This is a genomic window from Sphingomonas sp. 2R-10 (genome assembly GCF_030062225.1).
Classification (GTDB): Bacteria; Pseudomonadota; Alphaproteobacteria; order Sphingomonadales; family Sphingomonadaceae; genus Sphingomonas.
Window position 1 is genome coordinate 31883 of record NZ_JASCXF010000024.1, and the last position, 20111, is coordinate 51993.

General features: G+C 68.6%; 13 protein-coding genes and 1 tRNA gene. 8 read left to right on the forward strand and 6 right to left on the reverse strand.

Features of this window, described 5'->3' with window-relative positions; genetic code table 11:
* Window positions 1–5: 5 nt before the first annotated feature.
* Window positions 6–2393, reverse strand: a complete 2388-nt coding sequence (locus tag QLH51_RS12400) for a TonB-dependent receptor (RefSeq protein WP_206429131.1) — start codon at window positions 2391–2393, stop codon at window positions 6–8.
* 121 nt (window positions 2394–2514) lie between these two features.
* Here QLH51_RS12400 and QLH51_RS12405 point away from each other — a divergent pair, with 121 nt between their 5' ends.
* From QLH51_RS12405 to QLH51_RS12435, 7 genes are all read left to right on the forward strand, one after another.
* Window positions 2515–3378 carry a 3'-5' exonuclease gene (locus tag QLH51_RS12405; RefSeq protein WP_125659714.1) on the forward strand — a complete coding sequence of 288 codons (864 nt, stop codon included), beginning with the start codon at window positions 2515–2517 and terminating at the stop codon, window positions 3376–3378.
* 70 nt (window positions 3379–3448) lie between these two features.
* Complete coding sequence (locus QLH51_RS12410) at window positions 3449–5077, forward strand: Na+/H+ antiporter (protein ID WP_206429130.1); 1629 nt, start codon at window positions 3449–3451, stop codon at window positions 5075–5077.
* An 86-nt stretch (window positions 5078–5163) separates the two neighbouring features.
* Complete coding sequence (locus QLH51_RS12415) at window positions 5164–5670, forward strand: 2Fe-2S iron-sulfur cluster-binding protein (protein ID WP_125659711.1); 507 nt, start codon at window positions 5164–5166, stop codon at window positions 5668–5670.
* Window positions 5667–6656: an FAD binding domain-containing protein gene (locus QLH51_RS12420; protein WP_125659708.1), complete on the forward strand. Its 990-nt coding sequence runs from the start codon at window positions 5667–5669 to the stop codon at window positions 6654–6656. Before QLH51_RS12415 ends, QLH51_RS12420 begins: the two co-directional genes overlap by 4 nt.
* Complete coding sequence (locus QLH51_RS12425; RefSeq protein ID WP_125659705.1) at window positions 6653–8995, forward strand: xanthine dehydrogenase family protein molybdopterin-binding subunit; 2343 nt, start codon at window positions 6653–6655, stop codon at window positions 8993–8995. The genes QLH51_RS12420 and QLH51_RS12425 overlap by 4 nt, the downstream gene beginning before the upstream one ends.
* Before the next feature lie 98 nt (window positions 8996–9093).
* Window positions 9094–10575, forward strand: a complete 1482-nt coding sequence (locus QLH51_RS12430; RefSeq protein WP_206429129.1) for an ATPase domain-containing protein — start codon at window positions 9094–9096, stop codon at window positions 10573–10575.
* Window positions 10572–12959 carry an ATP-binding protein gene (locus QLH51_RS12435; protein WP_206429128.1) on the forward strand — a complete coding sequence of 796 codons (2388 nt, stop codon included), beginning with the start codon at window positions 10572–10574 and terminating at the stop codon, window positions 12957–12959. The genes QLH51_RS12430 and QLH51_RS12435 overlap by 4 nt, the downstream gene beginning before the upstream one ends.
* Before the next feature lie 283 nt (window positions 12960–13242).
* Here QLH51_RS12435 and QLH51_RS12440 read toward each other — a convergent pair whose 3' ends face one another.
* From QLH51_RS12440 to QLH51_RS12455, 4 genes are read right to left on the reverse strand one after another with little or no spacing between them, the layout of a single operon-like run.
* The gene (locus QLH51_RS12440; protein WP_125659699.1) at window positions 13243–16041 is read right to left on the reverse strand and encodes a valine--tRNA ligase; all 2799 of its coding nucleotides are present in this window, start codon (window positions 16039–16041) and stop codon (window positions 13243–13245) included.
* Between the two features lie 45 nt (window positions 16042–16086).
* The gene (locus QLH51_RS12445) at window positions 16087–16620 is read right to left on the reverse strand and encodes a DUF2497 domain-containing protein (RefSeq protein ID WP_125659785.1); all 534 of its coding nucleotides are present in this window, start codon (window positions 16618–16620) and stop codon (window positions 16087–16089) included.
* A 32-nt stretch (window positions 16621–16652) separates the two neighbouring features.
* On the reverse strand, window positions 16653–18224 hold the full coding sequence (locus QLH51_RS12450; RefSeq protein ID WP_125659696.1) for a TolC family outer membrane protein: 1572 nt from the start codon (window positions 18222–18224) through the stop codon (window positions 16653–16655).
* Between the two features lie 7 nt (window positions 18225–18231).
* Window positions 18232–18903, reverse strand: a complete 672-nt coding sequence (locus QLH51_RS12455) for a protein-L-isoaspartate O-methyltransferase family protein (RefSeq protein ID WP_125659693.1) — start codon at window positions 18901–18903, stop codon at window positions 18232–18234.
* Between the two features lie 169 nt (window positions 18904–19072).
* Between QLH51_RS12455 and QLH51_RS12460 the strand changes: the two genes are divergently transcribed.
* A tRNA-Cys gene (locus QLH51_RS12460) sits at window positions 19073–19146 on the forward strand.
* Between the two features lie 24 nt (window positions 19147–19170).
* Here QLH51_RS12460 and QLH51_RS12465 read toward each other — a convergent pair.
* Window positions 19171–19644 carry a hypothetical protein gene (locus tag QLH51_RS12465; RefSeq protein WP_206429126.1) on the reverse strand — a complete coding sequence of 158 codons (474 nt, stop codon included), beginning with the start codon at window positions 19642–19644 and terminating at the stop codon, window positions 19171–19173.
* Window positions 19645–20111: the final 467 nt, after the last annotated feature.

The window sequence follows — 20111 nt, forward strand, 5'->3', positions numbered from 1 at the left end:
CCCCGTCAGAAGTTATAGAAGAGGCTGAGCACCGCCTGCCGCCGGTCGCCGGGCATCGCCCAGCCGCCGGTGACCGCGCCGGTCGTGGCGTTTACGTTACTGCGGATGCCGGTCAGATACCGTTCGTCGGTGAAGTTCTGGACGTTCAGCTGCACCGTTGCCCGCTCCGCGATCGTATAGGCCAGATAGGCCCGGTGGATCAGATAGTCGTCGGCGCGGAACTGCACCGATTGCAACGCATTCGGCACGTTCAGCGCGATCGCCCCCTGATAGGTCAGGCCATAGCCGATCTCGAGCCCGAACGGCAGCTTGTACGTGGTGAAGAGCGATCCCGAATGTTCGGGCGTCTGCACCAGTCGCGCCTCCGACTGTGGATCGCGGACGCCGGCGGCCAGATCGCGGTCGGAAATCGACTGCCGGACCCGGCCGTCGAGATATGTGTAGTTGGCGAATATGGTCCATGCCGGCAGGATCGATCCCGACAGCCCCAGCGCGATGCCGTCGACCCGCGCGCGACCGTCGAGCACCTGCAACCCGGCCGGCAGCGCCGGATCGTTGGAGGGCACGCGGTAGTTGGTGCGTTCGTTGCGGAACACCGCGGCGGTCAGTTCGAGCTTGCGGCCGAACAGCGCGGCCTTCACCCCCGCCTCGATATTCTCGGCGGTCTCGGGTGCCACGGCGCACGGATCGGCGGCACTGGCGGTGGCGAGCACGCCGCAGCCCAGCCGCACCGTCTGCGACGACGGCGTCTTCGACTTGCCGTATCCGGCATAGATGCTGACCGTTTCGACCGGGTGGAACACCGCCCCGCCGCGATAGGAGAACAGCCGCTCGGTCGAGCGTTGCGGGCGTTGCTGCAGCGCGGTCAGCGGCGTGGTGCCCGGCGGGACGAAGGCGAGCGGCAGGTTGCGGAACGTCGCGTCCTGCACCTCCCAGCGGACCCCGCCGTTCAGTTCGAAATACCGGCCCAGTTCCAGCGTGTCGAACGCATAGACGGCAAGGTTCTGCGTTTCCGAGCGCGCCTGCGACGTGACGGTCCGGTTGACCGGACCGGTCCAGCGCGTGTCGGGACTGGCGATGGTCAGGTCCGGCGCGGTCACCGCGGCGCCCGCAGCGGTGCGCAGCAGGCTGCCGCTGGTGATGCGATAGTTCTCGATCGTCCCCGACACGCCGATATTGGCGACGTTGCGGACCCGGCCCTTCTCGCCCGCTTCGTGGCGTAGGTCGATCTGGTCGTACAGCAGGTCGTTGACCTGATCGCGTACCAGCCCGCGCGGTCCCGACGGCCGCCAGTTGCCGCGGGCGAGGCCTGCGGGACAGGCGATACCGACGGTCGCCGCCGCGTTCGCGCCGACCGGCTGCAACCCGGTGGTGCCCAGGCAATAGGTTCCCTGCGGCGCGCTGGTGACGCTGTCCTGCGCGACACGCTGCCACCGGGTCAGGTTGCGGACCGACAGGCGGTCGTCGATCGCATGGCGGAACGTCGCGGTGAAGCGGTCGACCGTCTGGTCCTGCCGATCGAGGTTCGCGATGCCGTAATAGTCGGACCGGTCGACACCGGGCAGCACCCCGCCCCCGATCGGGCCCTGATAGAAGGGCACGCCGTACAGCGGGGTATTGCGATCCTCCTGATGGACATAGGCCAGCGTCAGGCTGGTCGGGCCACCGATGCCGATCGTCACCGAGGGTGCAATGCCCCAGCGTTCGAACTTCTCGACATCGCGACCGGGCACGTCGTTGTGGTGATAGGCGCCGGTCAGCCGCACCGCGACCAGATCGGACACGCGCTTGTTCGCGTCGACCGATGCGCGGTAATATTCGTCGGTGCCGACCGACGCCTGCACGATCGACAGGTCCTCGACACCCGGCACCTTCGACACCAGGTTGATCGTGCCGCCGACCGACCCCGATCCGTTGAAGACGGTGTTCGCGCCGTTATAGACCTCGATCTGCTGGAGGTTGAACGGATCGGTGCGGCTGTACTGCGCCGAATCGCGCACGCCGTCGATGGTGATGTCGTTGGCCGCCGCATAGCCGCGCAGGTTGATCGAATCGCCATAGCCGCCGCCGCCCTCGCCCGCGCCGAAGGTGATGCCCGGGATGGTCTGCAACGCGTCGCGCAGCGTCTGGAGGTTCTGCTTGCGGATCGTCTGGTCGTTCAGGACGGTGATCGTCTGCGGCGTATCGATCAGCGCCGATGTCCCCTTCGGACTTTCGACCTTCGCGCCCGCCGTGCGCTGTCCGTTGACAACGATCACGTCGCGGTCGTCGACGCGGTCCTGCATCGCGACGGGACGGTCGGGCTTGCCCCCCTCCGGCTCGGCGGCGATGGCCGGTGCCGACGCAATGAACCCGACACAGGCCATTGCGAGAAAACTCTTCTGTTCGATCATGTCGTCCCCCTGGTTGAGGGCCAGCTATTGCGACCTAGTCGCAGAGTCAATGCTATTGCGACCTATTCTTATCATTGTCGCATTCTTTTCGCCGGGGAAGGGATTGTGCTAGGCCGCGCCGGTGAGCCCCCGTCCCCCGTTTCATGCCGCCCCGCACGCGACACCGGTCGATTTCGTGGCGATCGATGTCGAAACCGCCTGCTCGCGCGTCAGCAGCATCTGCCAGATCGGCATCGTCGGCTTTCGCGACGGCGTGGAAGTCTTCGCCTACGACACGCTGCTCGATCCGTGCGACGACTTCTCGCCGTTCAACACGCGTATCCACGGCATCGCCAGCGAACACGTCGCCGGCAAGCCGACCTTCGCCGACGTGCATGCGATCGTCGGCGGCCATCTGTCGAGCCGGACGACCGTCGCGCATTCGTCGTTCGACAAGGGCGCACTGGCGGCGGCATGTCATCGGCACGGCCTGCCCGCGATCGAGGCGAACTGGCTCGACAGCGTCCGCGTCGCGCGCCGCGCCTGGCCCGAACTGCCCAATCACAAGCTGAACACCCTCAGCCGCTCGTTGAATATCCGTCACCGCCACCACGATGCGCTAAGCGATGCCCGCACCGCCGGGCTGGTGGTGGTGCGCGCGATGGCTCATACCGGCGTGTCGCTGGCCGAATGGCTGAACCCGCCGCCGACGCCCAAGATACCGGCACCGCGACCCGCGGCCGAAGGACCGCTGAAAGGACACCGGATCGCGATCCTCGGCGCACCGAGGGACGGCCCGCTCGCCTGCCGCCTCGCGGCGCAGGGCGCGCGGATCATGGCCGCCGTCGGTGCTACATCGACCATGCTGGTCATCAGCAACGCACAGCCCTTCGGCCGGTTCGTCCATGCCCATGCCGAGTATCGCCGGGCGGAACAGCTGCGCCGCGGCGGCGCGGCGATCGCGATCGTCGCGGAGGACGCGTTGCCCGCGCCGACCGGGGAATAGCCGGTCGATACGGGTTGCGGCGTGCGACGACGACCCTCTACACCCCCGGCAGGATCGCGGGAGAGGATGTTTGGAAGTCGTATCGATCAGTCTGTTCCTGCTGCTGGCGGTCGTCGTCAGCGGCGCCGTTGCCCGAATGCTCCCCTGGTCGGTTCCGACCCCGCTGGTCCAGATCGCGCTCGGCGGGGTCATCGGCCTGTCGACCGAACACCGGGTAGAACTCGATCCCGAACTGTTCCTGTTCCTGTTCCTGCCGCCCCTGCTGTTCCTCGACGGGTGGCGCATCCCCAAGGACGAGTTGTTCAAGGATCTGTCGACCGTCGTCGAACTGGCGCTGGGGCTGGTGCTGCTGACCGTCGTCGGCATGGGGTTCTTCATCCACTGGATGATCCCCGCCATGCCGCTGGCGGTGGCGATCGCGCTGGCGGCGGTCGTGTCGCCGACCGATCCGATCGCGGTATCGGCCATCGCGGCGCGCGTGCCGATCCCGAAGCGGATGATGCACATCCTCGAAGGGGAATCGCTGCTGAACGACGCATCGGGCCTCGTCTGCCTGCGCTTCGCCATCGCCGCCGCGCTGACCGGCACCTTTTCCGCCACCGCCGCCGCGGTCAATTTCCTGTGGGTCGCGGGCGCGGGCCTCGCGATCGGCGTCGTGCTGACCATCGTCGTGTCGCGCGCCAAGGCTTGGGTGACCCGCCGCTTCGGCGAGGACAGCGGATCGCAGATCCTCGTCAGCCTGCTGATCCCGTTCGGCTCCTATCTGCTGGCCGAGCATTTCCACGCCTCCGGCATCCTTGCCGCGGTCGGCGCGGGCGTGACGATGACCTATGTCGAGATTTCGCGGCAGACGATGGCCGCCACGCGGATGCGCCGCAATTCGGTGTGGGACATGGTGCAGTTCGCGCTGAACGGCATCATCTTCGTCCTGCTGGGCGAACAACTGCCCGCGATCATCGAGGGGGCTAAGGATACGGTGGCGCTGACCGGCCATGCCTCGCCATGGTGGCTGGCGGTCTATATCCTCGCGATCGTCGCCGGCCTCGCGCTGCTGCGCTTCTGCTGGGTGTGGGTGTCGCTTCGGCTGACCATCCTGCGCAAGGCGCCGCCGGGCGCGCTGCGCAGCCCCGACTGGCGGCTGGTGGCGACGACGTCGTTCGCCGGGGTACGCGGGGCGATCACGCTGGCGGGTGTGCTGACGCTGCCGTTGACGCTGACCGACGGTAGCCCGTTTCCCGCGCGCGACCTTGCCATCTTCCTCGCGGCGGGGGTCATCATCGTGTCGCTGCTGCTCGCGACGTTCGCGCTGCCGGTACTGCTGAAAGGGCTGACGCTGCCCGCCGAGCCCTCGCACCAGGCGCAGGAGGATGCCGCGCGCATCACGACCGCCCGGGCGGCGGTGCGCGCGATCGAGCGGCAGCAGCATGCGCTGGCCGAAGCGCATGATGATCCCGACCTGTATATCGCCGCCGGTGCGCGGGTGATGGACGTTTATCGCGAGCGGATCGACGGGCTGGCCGGGGGGGCGCCCGATGCGCTGCGCACGCAGGAACGGCTGTCGGCCGAACTCCGCCTGATCGGGGTGAAGGCCGAACGCGACGAGCTGAGCCGGCTGATCCGCAGCCGGACGATCGGCAGCGAGACCGCGAGGAAACTGGTGCGCGAACTCGATCTGGCGGAGGCGCGGTATCGCGGGTAGGCCGAACTCGGACCATATCCGAATATGGTGGACGCCCGCATCGCAAGCTGTTCTCTTCGCGCATCGCTGCCATCGGAGGGTTTGCCATGTCGCTGATCGTCAACGGAATCGAAGTGGCAATCCCCGACGATCCCCGCGTCTCGCTACTGGACCATCTGCGCGAGGGGCTGCACCTGACCGGTACCAAGAAGGGCTGCAACCAGGGTGCCTGCGGCGCCTGTACGGTGCTGGTCGAAGGCGAGCGCATCCTGTCCTGCCTCGCGCTGGCGGTGCAATATGACGGCCGGAGCATCACGACGATCGAGGGGCTGGCCGACGGCGACGCGCTGCATCCGTTGCAGAGCGCGTTCATCGAGCATGACGGTTTCCAGTGCGGCTATTGCACGCCCGGACAGATATGTTCGGCGATCGGCATGGCGGCGGAGGCGCGGCGCGGCGTGCCCAGCGTCGTGAGCCACGACCTGTCCGCCGGCGTCACCCTGACCCGCGAGGAAATCCAGGAACGGATGAGCGGCAACCTGTGCCGCTGCGGCGCGCATAACGGGATCATCGACGCGATCCGCGCGACCCTCACCGCGGAGGTGGCGGCATGACCCCGTTCGACTATGCCCGCGCCGCCGACCCGGCCGAAGCGGTGCGCATGGGCACAGCGAAGGGGGCGGCGTATCTCGGCGGCGGGACCAATATCGTCGACCTGATGCGCGAGCGGATCGCGCAGCCCGACACGCTGGTCGATGTCAGCAGCCTGCCCGCGACGATCACCGAAACCGGCGACGGCGGACTGATGATCGGGGCCGCCGTGCGCAACACCGCGCTGGCCGAACATCCGCTGGTACGGTCACGCTATCCGGTGCTGGCCCGCGCGATCCTTGCCGGGGCGTCGGCACAGATCCGCAACATGGCGACCGTCGGCGGCAACCTGCTCCAGCGGACGCGCTGTACCTATTTCTACGATGTGGAGGGGTCGCGCTGCAACAAGCGCGTGCCGGGATCGGGCTGCGATGCGATGGGCGGGTTCAATCGCATACACGCGGTGCTAGGCACGTCCGATGCCTGCGTCGCGACCCATCCGTCCGACATGTGCGTGGCGCTGAGCGCGCTGGAGGCGATCGTCCATGTCGATGGTCCGCCGGGCCGCCGGACGCTGCCGTTCGGCGACCTGCACCGCCTGCCCGGCGACCGCCCCGATCGCGACACGGTGCTGGCGCCCGGCGACCTCGTCACCGCCGTCGAGCTGCCGCCGCTGCGCTTCGGTGCGCGTTCGACCTATCGCAAGGTACGCGACCGGGCGAGCTATGCCTTTGCGCTGGTCTCGGTCGCGGCGGCGATCGAGATGGACGGCGACCGTATCGGCGACGTCCGGATCGCGTTCGGCGGCGTCGCACCCAAGCCATGGCGCGCATCGATCGCCGAGGCGGCGCTCCGCGGCGGTCCGGCGACGCCGGAAGCGTTCCACGCCGCCGCCACCGCCGAATTCGCCGATGCTCGGCCCCTGCGCGACAACGGCTTCAAGCCTGCCCTCGCCACGCGGACCCTCGTCGCCGTGCTGGGCGCCCTCACCACCGGAGAAGCGGCATGAGCATCGTCGATTCCGCGAGGCAGAAGATGCAGGGGCTGATGCTGGGCGCCTTGCAAAGGGTCGTCCCGCTCGCCCCCGACAGCTGGATGCCGGGCGGCAGGCCCGACCCGCTGATCGCGCGCAAGCACGGGCTGATCGGCAAGCCGGTGTCGCGGCTGGACGGCGCGTTGAAGGTCACCGGCGGCGCGGCGTTCGCGGCGGAGCATCGCTTCGACGACATGGTCTATGCGGCGCTTGCCTATTCGACGATCGCGCGCGGGCGGATCACGGCGATCGACACGGGTCCGGCGGAGGCCGCGCCGGGCGTGGTGCTGGTCATGACGCACCGGAACGCGCCACGCATGGCGACGCCCCCGGTGTTCGGATCGTCGGCCAATGCGGTCGGGCCGGCCGACCTGCCGATCTTTCAGGACGACCGCGTCCACTGGAACGGACAGCCGATCGCCTGCGTCCTCGCCGGGACGCAGGAACAGGCCGATCATGCCGCCGCGCTGCTGGGAGTGACCTATGCCGAGGAGCCGTCGACCACCGATCTGGCGGGCGCGAAGGGCAACGGGCTGGAACAGGGGCTGTTCATGGGACAGCCGCTGCGCAACGCGATCGGCGATGCGGAGGGGGCGTTGGCCAGGGCGGCACACCGCGTCGACCAGCGCTATCGCACGCCGCGCCACAACCACAATCCGATCGAGCCGCACGCCGCGACGCTGGCATGGGTCGGCGACACGCTGGTGATCCACGACGCCAGCCAGATGGTGACGCAGCAGGCGCAGACCATGGCCGACGTGTTCGGGCTGAAGCCCGGACAGGTGCGGCTGACCTCGCCCTATGTCGGTGGCGGGTTCGGCTGCAAGGGGCTTTGGGACCATCAGGTGATCGCCGCCGCTGCATCGCGCCTCGCTGGCCGGCCGGTCCGCATCGCCCTGTCGCGTGAGGGCATGTACCGCACCGTCGGCGGGCGGACGCTGACCGAACAGCGCGTGGCGATCGGCGCCGATGCCGACGGGACGTTCGAGGCGCTGGTCCATACCGGCCTGTCGGTGATGACGCCGCACAACAACATGCCAGAACCGTTCATCCTCGGCACCCGCAGCGCCTATGCCGTGCCCAACATCCTGTTGCAGGTGGAGGTGGCGCGGATGAACATGCTCGCCAACACCTTCATGCGCGCGCCGGGCGAAGCGGTCGGCACGTTCGCGCTGGAATCGGCGATCGACGAGCTGGCGGTCGATCTGGGCATCGACCCGGTCGAACTGCGCATCCGAAACGAACCGGACCGGGACCCGACCAGCGGCCTGCCCTTCTCCTCGCGGCACATCGTCAAGGCATGGCGCGATGGCGCGGCGCGGTTCGGCTGGGACGCCCGCCCCGCGACGCCGGGCACCCGAACCGAGGGCGAATGGCGCATCGGCATGGGCTGTGCCACCGGTACCTATCCCTATTACCGGATGCCGGGCGCCAAGGCGCGGTTGACGCTGGTCCGCGACGGCGACGACGTGCGTGCGAAGGTCGAGGTCGCGGCGGCGGAGATGGGCATGGGCACGTCGACCACCACCGCGATCGTCGCCGCCGAACGCCTTGGCCTGCCGATCGATCGGATCGAGGTCGGCTATGGCGACAGCGACATTCCCGGCGCGATCATGGCCGGCGGCTCGCAACAGACCGCGGCGATCGGCGCGGCGGTCATCGCCGCGCATGGCGAACTGGTCGCGACGCTGCTGAAGCTGGCCGGCAACGATTCCCCGCTCGCCGGACTGTCGGTGGACGAGGTCGGCAGCGACGGCGGCGGGCTGGCCAAGCTCGACGATCCGGCGCGGCGCGAGAGCTACGCCTCGATCCTCGCCCGTGCGCAGCGCGACAGCGTGAGCGTGACGAAGGCCGGGTCGATGCCGTTCGAATTCATGCACTGGTCGATGCATTCGCGCAGCGCACTGTTCTGCGAGGTGCGGGTGAACAGCGTGACCGGCGAGGTCCGCGTCAGCCGCTTCCTCGGCGCGTTCGACTGCGGCCGCATCCTCAACCCCGTGACCGCGACCAGCCAGTTCCGTGGCGGCATCATCATGGGGCTGGGCATGGCGTTGATGGAGGAAACGCAGTTCGACGAACGCAGCGGCCGGATCATGAACCCCAGCCTCGCCGAATATCACGTTCCGGTGCATCTCGACGTGCCGGAGATCGACGTGATCTGGACCGACATCGCCGATCCGCATGCCCCGATGGGCGCGCACGGCATCGGCGAGATCGGCATCACCGGGGTCGCCGCGGCGGTCGCCAACGCGGTCTATAGCGCCACCGGCAAACGCGTCCGCGACCTGCCGATCACGCTCGATCGACTGCTGTAGCCGGGTACGTCCGCGGTTGATCTGTCGCAATGACTATTGCCGGCGGATTGTGGCATAGGCTGTGCAGGATGGATGAGTGGCGCAGTCAGGAGTTGCCGGTGACGATTTCGAAGGATGCAGCGACGGGCATAGCCGGCCTCGACGACGTCCTGGGCGGCGGCTTCGATCGCGCGCGCAGTTTCCTGCTGGAGGGGAGCCCCGGCACCGGCAAGACGACGATCGCGATGCAGTTCCTGATGACCGGCGCCGCGGCGGGCGAGCGCTGCCTGTACGTGACCCTGTCCGAAACCGAGGACGAACTGCGCGCATCGGCGACCTCGCATGGCTGGGACCTGAGCGGGATCGAGGTGTACGAACTCATCCCGCCCGAAAACCTGTTCGACGAGGACCAGCAGCAGAGCCTGTTATACTCGTCCGACCTTGAACTCGGCGAGACGACCAGGCGGGTCTTCGAGGTGTTCGAGCGCGTGCAGCCCGACCGCGTGGTCCTCGACAGCCTGTCCGAAATCCGGCTGCTCGCGCAAAGCTCGCTGCGCTACCGGCGGCAGATCCTGGCGCTCAAGCATTATTTCGCCAAAAGCAACGCCACCGTCCTGATGCTCGACGACCTGACCACCGACGTCAACGACAAGACCGTCCATTCGGTCGCGCACGGCGTGATCCGGCTGGAGGAACTCGCGCCCGAATATGGCGCCGAGCGACGGCGGGTGCGCGTGGTCAAGTATCGCGGGCGGCGGTTCCGCGGCGGATTCCACGACGCGACGATCGAGACCGGCGGGGTATGCGTATACCCCCGGCTGATCTCCGCGGAGCATCGGCGCGAGTTCGACCGCTATCTGATGACCACCGATTCGCCCGAATTCAACGCGCTGTTGGGCGGCGGGATCGAACGCGGGTCGAGCGTGCTGGTGCTGGGCCCGGCCGGCACCGGCAAGAGTTCGATCGCGCTGACCTTCGTCCAGACCGCGGTGGCCCGCGGCGAGCGCGCGGCGATGTTCGTGTTCGATGAAGAGGTCGGCCTGCTGATCCAGCGGGCCAGAAGCTTCGGCATCGACTTGCAAGGGATGCTCGACAGCGGCGCGCTGATCCTCGAACAGGTCGATGCCGCCGAATTGTCGCCGGGCGAGTTCTCGTCGCGGGTGCGGCGGTGCGTCGAGGAACATGGCGCGCGGACCGTGGTGATCGACAGCCTCAACGGCTATCAGGCGGCGATGCCGGGCGAACAGGCGCTGGTCCTGCACCTGCACGAAGTCCTGCAATATCTGAACCGGCAGGGGGCGACGACGTTCCTGACCGTCGCACAGCACGGGCTGGTCGGCGACATGAAGACGCCGGTCGACGTCACCTACCTTGCCGACACCGTCATCCTGCTGCGCTATTTCGAGGCGCTGGGCCGGGTCCGGCGTGCGATCTCGATCGTCAAGAAGCGGACCGGTCCGCACGAGAACACCATCCGCGAATACCGCATCAGCAGCGACGGCATCACGCTGGGCGAGCCCCTGACGAAGTTTCAGGGGGTGCTGCGCGGCGTGCCCGTGCTGCACGGCAACGGCGACCTGCTGGACGGCGAGCACGCGTGAAGCAACGGACGGTGTCGGAACGTGCGCTGGTCCTCGCGCCGATCGGGCGCGATGCCGCGATCGCGACGGGAATCCTAGCCGAAGCGGGGCTGGAAGCGGCGGCGTGCCCGGCCCTCGCCGCCCTGATCGGTGAACTCGATCACGGCGCCGGGCTGGTGGTGATGACCGAGGAAGCGATCGCGACCGCCGACCTCGCCCCCTTTTCCGACTGGATCGCCGTACAGGAAGAATGGTCCGACCTGCCGATCATCCTGCTGACCAGTCGGGGCGGCGGGCTGGAACGCAATCCGGCGGCGGCGCGCCATCTGGATGTGCTGGGCAACGTCACCTTCCTCGAACGGCCGTTTCACCCGACGACGCTGGTCAGCCTCGCCCGATCGGCGATCCGCGCCCGGCGGCGCCAGTACGAGGCGCGCGCCCGGCTGCTCGCGCTGCAGGAGAGCGAGGCACGCTACCGGACGCTGTTCGAAAATCTCGAGGTCGGCTTCTGCATCATCGAGATGATCCTCGACTCCAACGGAAACCCGGTCGATTATCGATTCGTCGAAGCCAATCCCGCGTTCGAGACCCAGGCGGGGTTCGATCCCGCCGGACGTCGGGTGCGCGAAATCGTCCCCGATCACGAACAGCACTGGTTCGATTTCTACGGTGCCGTCGCGACGACCGGCATCGCAGGCCGCGTCGAACAGGGTTCGGCAGCGCTTGGCCGCTGGTGGGATGTCCACGCCTTTCGCGTCGGCAGGCCGGAACAGCGCCGGGTCGCGGCGCTGTTCAGCGACATCACGGCGCGGCGCAACGCCGAATTGCGGTTGCAGGAGATGAACGAGACGCTGGAAGCGCTGGTCGCCGCGAAGTCGGCGGAGCGCGACCGGTTGTGGAACCTGTCGCAGGACATGCTGGCGCGCGCCGACTTCACCGGCATGATGTCGGCCGTCAGCCCGGCATGGGAATGGGTCCTCGGCTGGACCGAAGACGAGCTGTTGTCGCGCGGCTATGCCAGCTTCATGCATCCCGAGGACGCCCCGCCGACGCTGGAAGCGATCGCGCGCATGGCCGCGACCGCCGGGCCGACGCGCTTCGAGAACCGCATCGCCATGCGAGACGGCGGCTGGAAACCGATCGAATGGATCGTCGCGCCCGAGCCCGACGGTCACAATTTCATCGCGGTCGGTCGCGACCTGAGCCACATGAAGGCGCGCGAGGCCGAGCTGGAGGCGGCGCAGGAAGCGTTGCGCCAGAGCCAGAAGATGGAGGCGATGGGCAGCCTGACCGGCGGCGTGGCGCATGACTTCAACAACCTGCTGACGCCGATCATCGGATCGCTCGACATGCTCCACCGCAAGGCGCTGGGCAGCGAGCGCGACCAGCGTCTGATCGACGGCGCCCTGCAATCGGCCGAGCGCGCCAAGACGCTGGTGCAGCGGCTGCTGGCCTTCGCCCGACGCCAGCCGCTTCAGGCGGTGGCGGTCGACCTGCGCGAACTGGTCGGCGGCATGGTCGACCTGGTCGGGTCGACGGTCGGCCCGACGATCGAGTTGCAGGTACGTCTGGCCGACGACCTGCCGCCCGCGCTGGCCGACCCGAACCAGCTGGAGATGGCGCTGCTGAACCTGGCGGTGAATGCGCGCGATGCGATGGACGGCGGCGGTACGCTGACGATCGCGGCATCGCGCGAGAGCCAGCGGACGACGACGGCGAACCTCGCGCGCGGTCATTATGTCCGCCTGTCGGTGTCGGACACCGGCAAGGGGATGGACGAGGAGACACGGCGGCGCGCGATCGAGCCGTTCTTTTCGACCAAGGGCATCGGCAAGGGCACCGGGCTGGGCCTGTCGATGGTCCACGGCCTTGCCGGGCAGCTGGGCGGCGCGCTGAAGATCGACAGCCAGCCCGGACACGGCACGACCATGGCCCTGTGGCTGCCGGTCGGCAGCACCGTGACGGAAGCCGATCCGGCGCCGGTCGACCACGAAGCGGCGCCGGGCGGCCGCGGGGTCGTGCTGGTCGTCGATGACGAGGATCTGGTGCGCATGAGCACCGCGCACATGCTGAGCGATATCGGATACGAGGTCGTGGAATCCCCATCGGCGGAGGATGCGCTGGCGCTGATCCGCGGCGGGCTGGCCCCCGACATGCTGGTCACCGACCATCTGATGCCCGGCATGACCGGCGCCGAACTGGTCCGCCTGCTTCGCGAGGAGCGGCCGGCGCTGCGCAGCCTGATCGTGTCGGGCTATGCCGAAGCGGCGGGGATCGAGGCCGCGATCCCGCATCTGACCAAGCCGTTCCGCAGCGCCGACCTTGCACGCAGCCTGTCGGCCCTGACGCCTGCTACCGGGCGATCGGGCGACGCCGCATCGCAAGAGACTTCCCGTACCGGGTAGCCGGCGGGCGGGCAGCACCGGCGTATCGCAGGATTGCCGCGGGTGCCGGAGAGGATGGCCGGGACCCCATCCGCTGGCGTTCGATCCATCCCTGTTGAACCGGCCGACATCCCGGCGAACGCCGGGATTTCCCGGTGACAGCGCGCGGCAGGAGCCGAAGAAGACCCGGCCTTCGCCGGGGTGACGGTTCCATATGGATGGATCAGACACCTCGATGATCGACCGAGCCCGCTCGATTCCATCGCGCGGTTGCGGGATAGCCGGACCGACGTCCCGCTGGAAGCTACCCCAACCGCCCGAGTGCCGCGTGCAGCCGTGCCGCCTCGGCCATCTTGTCGCCATGGTCGGCGCGCGCCTTATCGACCGCCTCGGGCTTCGCACGCTCGACGAAGCTCGCATTGCCCAGCCGCCCGGCCAGGGCATCGCGCTCCTTCTCCGCCGCCGCGATCGCCTTGGTCAGGCGCGCGCGCTCCGCATCGAGATCGATGACGTCGCCCAGCGGCAGGACGAAGGTCGCCTCGTCCACCACGATCTGGAGCGCACCGCCCGTCGGCGCGTCTCCGTCCGCCGCATCGATCCGCGCCAGCCGGGCGAGCACCGCGCCCTGCCGCGCCAGCCGCCCGGTCGTCGCGGCGGACTGGTCGCGGACGTGCAGCGGCAGCCGCGCGCCCGGCGGTACGTTCAGCTCGGTCCGCGCCGCGCGGATTTCGCCGACCAGCCGGATCAGCCAGTCGATCTCCGCCCGTGCCGCCGGATCGATCGCGCGGGCATCGGCCATCGGCCAGCGCGCGACGATCAGGTCGTTCGCGCGGGGGTGGGCGGGATCGGACAACGCATGCCACAGTTCCTCGGTGATGAACGGCATGAACGGATGGAGCATGACGAGGATCTGGTCGAGCACCCAGCCCGCGACCGCGCGCGTTTCCTCGCCACCGTCGGCGCCGCCCTGCAACACCGGCTTGATGAGTTCGAGATACCAGTCGCAGAACCGGCTCCACGTGAACTGGTAGATGGTGTTGGCCGCCCCGTCGAAACGCAGGTCGGCCAGCGCGAGGTCGAGCGCCTGCACCGTCTCGATCGTCTCGGCGATGATCCAGCGGTTTACCGCCAGCTCGGCCCTTGGCGGTTCCAGCGTCGCCGACGCGCCGATGCCGTTGGCCTGCGCGAAGCGCGTCGCGTTCCACAGCTTCGTAGCGAAGTTGCGATAGCCCTCGACCCGCTTCTCATCCATCTTGATGTCGCGGCCCTGGCTTTCCATCGCCGCCATGAAGAAGCGCAGCGCATCGGCGCCATAGGCATCGATCAGCCCCAGCGGATCGACGGTATTGCCCTTCGACTTCGACATCTTCGCGCCATCGGCGGCGCGCACGAGGCCGTGGAGGTACAGCGTCCTGAACGGCACCTCCTTCATGAAATGGATGCCCTGCATCAACATCCGCGCGTCCCAGAAGAACAGGATGTCGAAGCCCGAAATCAGCACGTCGTTGCTGTAGCGCCCGCCGAGGGTGGCATCGGTGTTTTCCGGCCAGCCAAGCGTCGCGAACGGCCACAGCGCGGAGGAGAACCACGTGTCGAGCACGTCGGGGTCTTGCCACAGCACTACCGCAGGATCGGGTTCATCCAACCACCGCAAACCCGCGTTCTCTCCATCCTCCGACAGAACAATACGATCTGCGGGCAAGCCGTAAAACGCCGCAGCCTGTTCGCGAATATCGGCGCTGTCCAAACCCACAAATGTGGCGGCATTGCCGACGCCCGCTTCAAAGTCTTTCGCTGGTCCAAACCACGCCGGGATGCGATGCCCCCACCACAGCTGGCGCGACACGCACCATGGCTGGATGTTCTCCATCCAGTTGAAGTACGTCTTCTCCCACGACTTCGGCACGATCCTGACCGCGCCCGACCGCACCGCCTCGATCGCCGGCTGGGCCAGCGTCCTGGCGTCGACATACCATTGGTCGGTCAGCCACGGCTCGATCACCACGCCCGAGCGGTCGCCGAACGGCGTCTGGATGGTACGCGGTTCGGCGTCGTGCTCGGCACCGTCCTTGTCGACATGCGGGATCAGGACGCCTTCGTCCTTCAGCCGCGCGACGACCGCCTTGCGCGCATCGGCGGTCGTCAGGCCGAGAAAGGCGTCGGGGATCAGCCCGTCGGCGGTCTGCACGATGCGCGCCTTGGCATCGAGCATGTTCAGCATGTCGCGCGCCTCGATTCCCGCGCGGCGGCCGACCTCGAAATCGTTGAAGTCGTGGCCGGGCGTGATCTTGACCGCGCCCGATCCCAGTTCGGGGTCGGCATGTTCGTCCGCCACGATCGGGATCAGACGCCCGGTAATCGGCAAACGCACCTGCTTGCCGATCAGCGCGGTGTAGCGCGCGTCGTCGGGATGCACCGCGACTGCCATGTCGGCCAGCATCGTCTCGGGCCGCGTCGTCGCCACCTCGATCGACCCCGATCCGTCGGCGAGCGGGTAGCGCAGGCGCCAGAAGCTGCCCCGGATCTCACGCGTTTCGACCTCGAGGTCGCTGATCGCGGTGCCGAGACCGGGGTCCCAGTTCACCAGTCGCTTGTCGCGATAGAGCAGCCCTTCGCGGTGCAACTGCACGAACACCTTCAGGACGGCGGCGGAAAAGCCCTCGTCCATGGTGAAGCGTTCATTGGCCCAGTCCATCGAACAGCCCAGCCGGCGGAGCTGCCCGGTGATCTGCCCGCCGCTCTCGGCCTTCCATTCCCACACCTTCGCCACGAAATCGTCGCGGGTGAAGTCGGTGCGCTTCTGCTGGTGCTTCGCCATCTGCCGCTCGACGACCATCTGCGTCGCGATGCCGGCATGGTCGGTGCCGACGACCCAGCGCGCGTCCTTGCCCTGCAACCGGGCGTGGCGCACCAGGATGTCCTGCAACGTGTTGTCGAGCGCGTGGCCGATATGGAGGTTGCCGGTCACGTTGGGCGGCGGATTGACGATCGTCCACGGCGTCGCGCCGGGACGTTCGGGGCGGAACAGCCCTTCCTGTTCCCAATGGGCATACCAGCGCGCCTCGATGGCGGCGGGGTCGAAGGTCTTGGGCAGTTCGCTCATGCACCGCCGCATGGCGCGGATGCGGCGGCGTTGCAAGAGAGCGGGTTATTCGCGCCCGCTGATCCGGGCGATCTCGCGCGATACCATCGCCTCGACGATGCCGGGCAGTTTCGCATCCAGCCACTCGCGCAGCATCGGGCGGAGCAGCTCGCGCACCAGCCCTTCGAGCGAATCGTTGCCGGGCGTCTCGGGCTTCACCAGCATCCGCGACAGCTGGTCGAGCGCGCCGCGGCTGGCTTCGGCGGCGCGGTCCGACACGATCGACGCATCGCCGGTCGCGGCCGGTGCTGCGGCGGCAGGCGCGGGTTCGTCCTGCGGTTCGGGGGCACGCGCGCGCGGGGCCTCGGCACGGGGCGCCTCGGCCCGCAGCGTCTCGACCCGTGGCGGTGGCGGCGGGGCGGCGACACTCTGGTTCAGTTCGAGCACCTCGTCACGGTCGTCGAGGTCGCGGACCTGCGCCGTGCGAATCGACTTGCGTCCGCGCAACGCCTGGGCCGACCCCTCGCCCTCCTCGGCGATGATCCGCTTGATCGAGGACAGGATGTCCTCCATCGACGATTCGTTGCTGATATCCCCCATCGCAACCCTCATGTCTTGCGCCTCTCGAACCCCTAGCCTTCGGGGTTGGCGCGCGGCGTGTCAACGCCTTGCGTCGCCCGTGGGGCGCCGCCCTGTCGATTGGGTGCGTCCAGCCCCTGCGTCGGGGTGTAGGGATTGGGGCTGCGTTGCAGCGACGGATCGAGTTCGCGCGTCACGACCGGGGTCTGTGCCGGGCTGTTGACCGTGCTCGGCGCGACCGGCACCGGGGCCGGATCGTCCTTCCAGTCCCACACCGAGTTGCGCACGCGGTTGTAGTTCACCGTCGGATCGTACAGCGCTCCGCCGTCGAGCCCGAGATCGCGCGCCTCCGCCCGGCCCATCGCCGCCAGCAGCGCGAAGCCCGCGACATAGGCGTCGCGGCGCGCCGAGACGAGCTGGACCTGCGAATTGAGCAGTTCCTGTTCGGCGTTCAGGATGTCGAGGATCGTGCGCGTGCCGACGCTGTTCTCCGCGCGGACACCCTCCAGCGACAGGCGGTTGGCGGCGACCTGCACCTCCGACGACTGGATCACGCGCAGCGCCGACTGCCACGCCGCGAACGCCGATCGCGCGTCGGACACGACACTGCGCTCGACCTGCGTGACCTGTTCGATCGCCGCCCCTTCCAGCGCCTGTGCCCGGCGGATCTGCGCGCCCGGGCGGCCGCTCTGCCACAGCGGCAGGCTCACCTGCATGCCGACCTGCGCCTGTCCGCCGTCCTGTTGCAGCACTGTGCCCTGCACCGACTGCGCCGATCCGAGGAAACTGGTATAGCTGCCGCCGCCGATGGCGTTGATCGTCGGCAGCCGGCTGGCGCGCGCCACGCGCACGTCGAAGCCGGCGGCATCGCTGGTACGGCGTGCGGCGATCAGCGACGGGTTGTTGGCCACCGCCACGCCAACCGCGGCGTTCGGATCGGCGGGCAGGTTCGGCAGCGCCGGCGGCGCGTCGAGCGTCGCGGCGGGTGCGCCGGTCGTCGCCACGTAATTCTCGCGGCTGCGGATCAGCGCGGCTTCGGCGTTGCGCAACTGCGCCTGCGCCGATGCCAGTCGCGCCTCCGACTGGGCGACGTCGGTGCGGGTCAGGTCGCCGACCTGGAACCGGTCCTTCGACGCCTGGAGATTGACCTCCAGCACGCGCAGATTCTGCTGGTTCAACCGCACGATCGCCTCGTCGCGGATGACGTCGTTATAGGCGGCGACGACCAGCGTGAAGACATTCGCCTCCGTACTGCGCAGGTTGGCACGGCCGGCATCGACCCGCGCATCCGCCGCCCGCACGTTGTTGCGGACCGCACCGCCGGCATAGAGCGACTGCGACACGTTCAGCTGGACCGTGCCCGAGCGCGGCGCCTGCGTGAAGCCACGGCTGGCCGGGGTGATGACGTTCTCGATCACCGAGCTTTGCGTCGTGACCTGCGGCAGCCCCTGCGACCGCGCCAGCGGCACCGCTTCGTCGTTCGCACGCTGGTTGGCGCGCGCGCCGGTCAGCTGCGGATTGGTCGCATAGGCGCGCGCCAGTGCCTCGCGCAGCGTTTCCGCGTGCGCCGGCCCGGCCAGCAACGCCAGCACCGCGACCCCGCCGATGAACTTGCCCCCCCGCATATGCCCCTTACCTTGCGAACTGGAATGTCTTGGGCCGGGCGAAGCCCGGCAGCACGACGCAGTCGAGATCGGCGAAATCGACAAGGCCGAAGCCACCCTCGCTCCGCCGGCCCAGCGCCAGCCGGGTGACGCCGCGATCGACCAGTCCGGTGGTCAACCGCCCGCCCGGCGCGAGCTGCTGCACGATCGCATCGGGCACCGATTCGACCGCGCCGTCGATGATGATCACGTCATAGGGCGCACCGTCGGGTGCGCCGGCGGTGAGCGGCCCTTCGACCAGCGTCACCGTCGCATCGGCGATCGCATCGCGCGCGGCGGCGGCCAGCGTCGCATCCTCCTCGACCGCGACGACCGAACCGGCCAGCCGGGCGAGCACCGCCGCGGCATAGCCCATCGCCGCACCGACCAGCAGCACGCGGTCGGTCGGCCGGATCCCGGCCGCGGTCAGCAGCCGTCCGGTAATCAGCGGCGCATTGATCGCCCGCCCCCCGGCGAGCGGCAGCGGCGCGTCGCGATAGGCGACATCGACCTGGGCAGCCGGCACGAAGCCTTCGCGGGGAATTTCGGCCATGGCGTCGATGACGCGCGGGTCGCTGACCGCGCTGGTGCGCAGCTGGCTGACGACCATCGCATGGCGCATCGCGTCGAAATCGGGTCGGGTCTGCATCGAATCGGTCATGGTGCAATCCTGTCGCACAACTGTTTTACCCGCGCAACACACATCGCGCGCCAGCCGCTGTCTATCGCGACGAAGCGCCGACGCCAAGGATGCGGCCGGGTATAATTTGCAGCGGGACGGTTGACACCGGCCCGCGCGCCCCGCAAATGCCCGCCTCCCACCGTATCGAGGCGCGATGGCGGAGTGGTGACGCAGAGGACTGCAAATCCTTGCACCCGGGTTCGATTCCCGGTCGCGCCTCCAACGGACGGTCGATTCGCCGTCCGTTCAGCCGGGCAGGCGCACCACCATCATCGTCAGCACGGCCTCGCGGCTTCCCGCGATCTGCACCACATGCGTCCCGGCGGGCAGGTCGAAATCGACCATCTTGCGGATGCCGCTGCACGCCGGGCCGTGACCATGGCCGACGGACGCCAGCGCCCGGCCGCCATCGACCACATCGATCCACGCACCGCTGCCCAGCGCCACGCGGTAGCGTCCCGGCTGCGTCGTGACGAAACGGAAGATGCCGCCCCGGGCCGCCGCATCCCCCGGCTTGTGCGGCGGCACGGCGAAGCGCAACGTCGACTGCGCCACCAGCTTCGCGCGAACCGCGACGCCGGGGGTCAGCACCGTATCGCGGGCGGCATCGATCGGACGCGGCGTGGCCCATCCGGCCAGTTCGACCGGTGGCGGCGCGACGGCGGGGCACGGCGCGGCAGCGGCCTGAAGCAGGAGCAGGGCAGCGAGCATCACGGGCATGGAACCACCTTTCGCGCGGAAAAATCGGACCATCGGTATATCGCACCGGGATGGCGACGCCAGCGACCATGCGAAGGGCGGTCGACGTTCAGCGGAGCATGTGCGCCATTTGCTCCCCCTTCCCGACATAAGTCCCTTCGCGAAAATCCGTTTTTCGCACCCCCGCGCAGGCGGGGCCAGCGGCCAGAGGCGCAAACCTTGGGACCGATCGACATTCAGCGAATTGAAGCGCCATCCAGCAGGATCAGGAGCCTTTCTGGTTCACGTACCCCCGCCTGCGCGGGGGTCCAGACGATGCGGCAACCGCCGCCTTGATCGCATCCCGCGTACCCCCGCGCAGGCGGGGGTACAAGAGCCACGAATGTCGTCCTGCCGTTACTCTGGACCCCCGCCTGCGCGGGGGTACGGCAGGACCGGGGCGGACCTTTCGACCTTCGCAAGAATATCCCCGCCGGGGGGCAATTGCC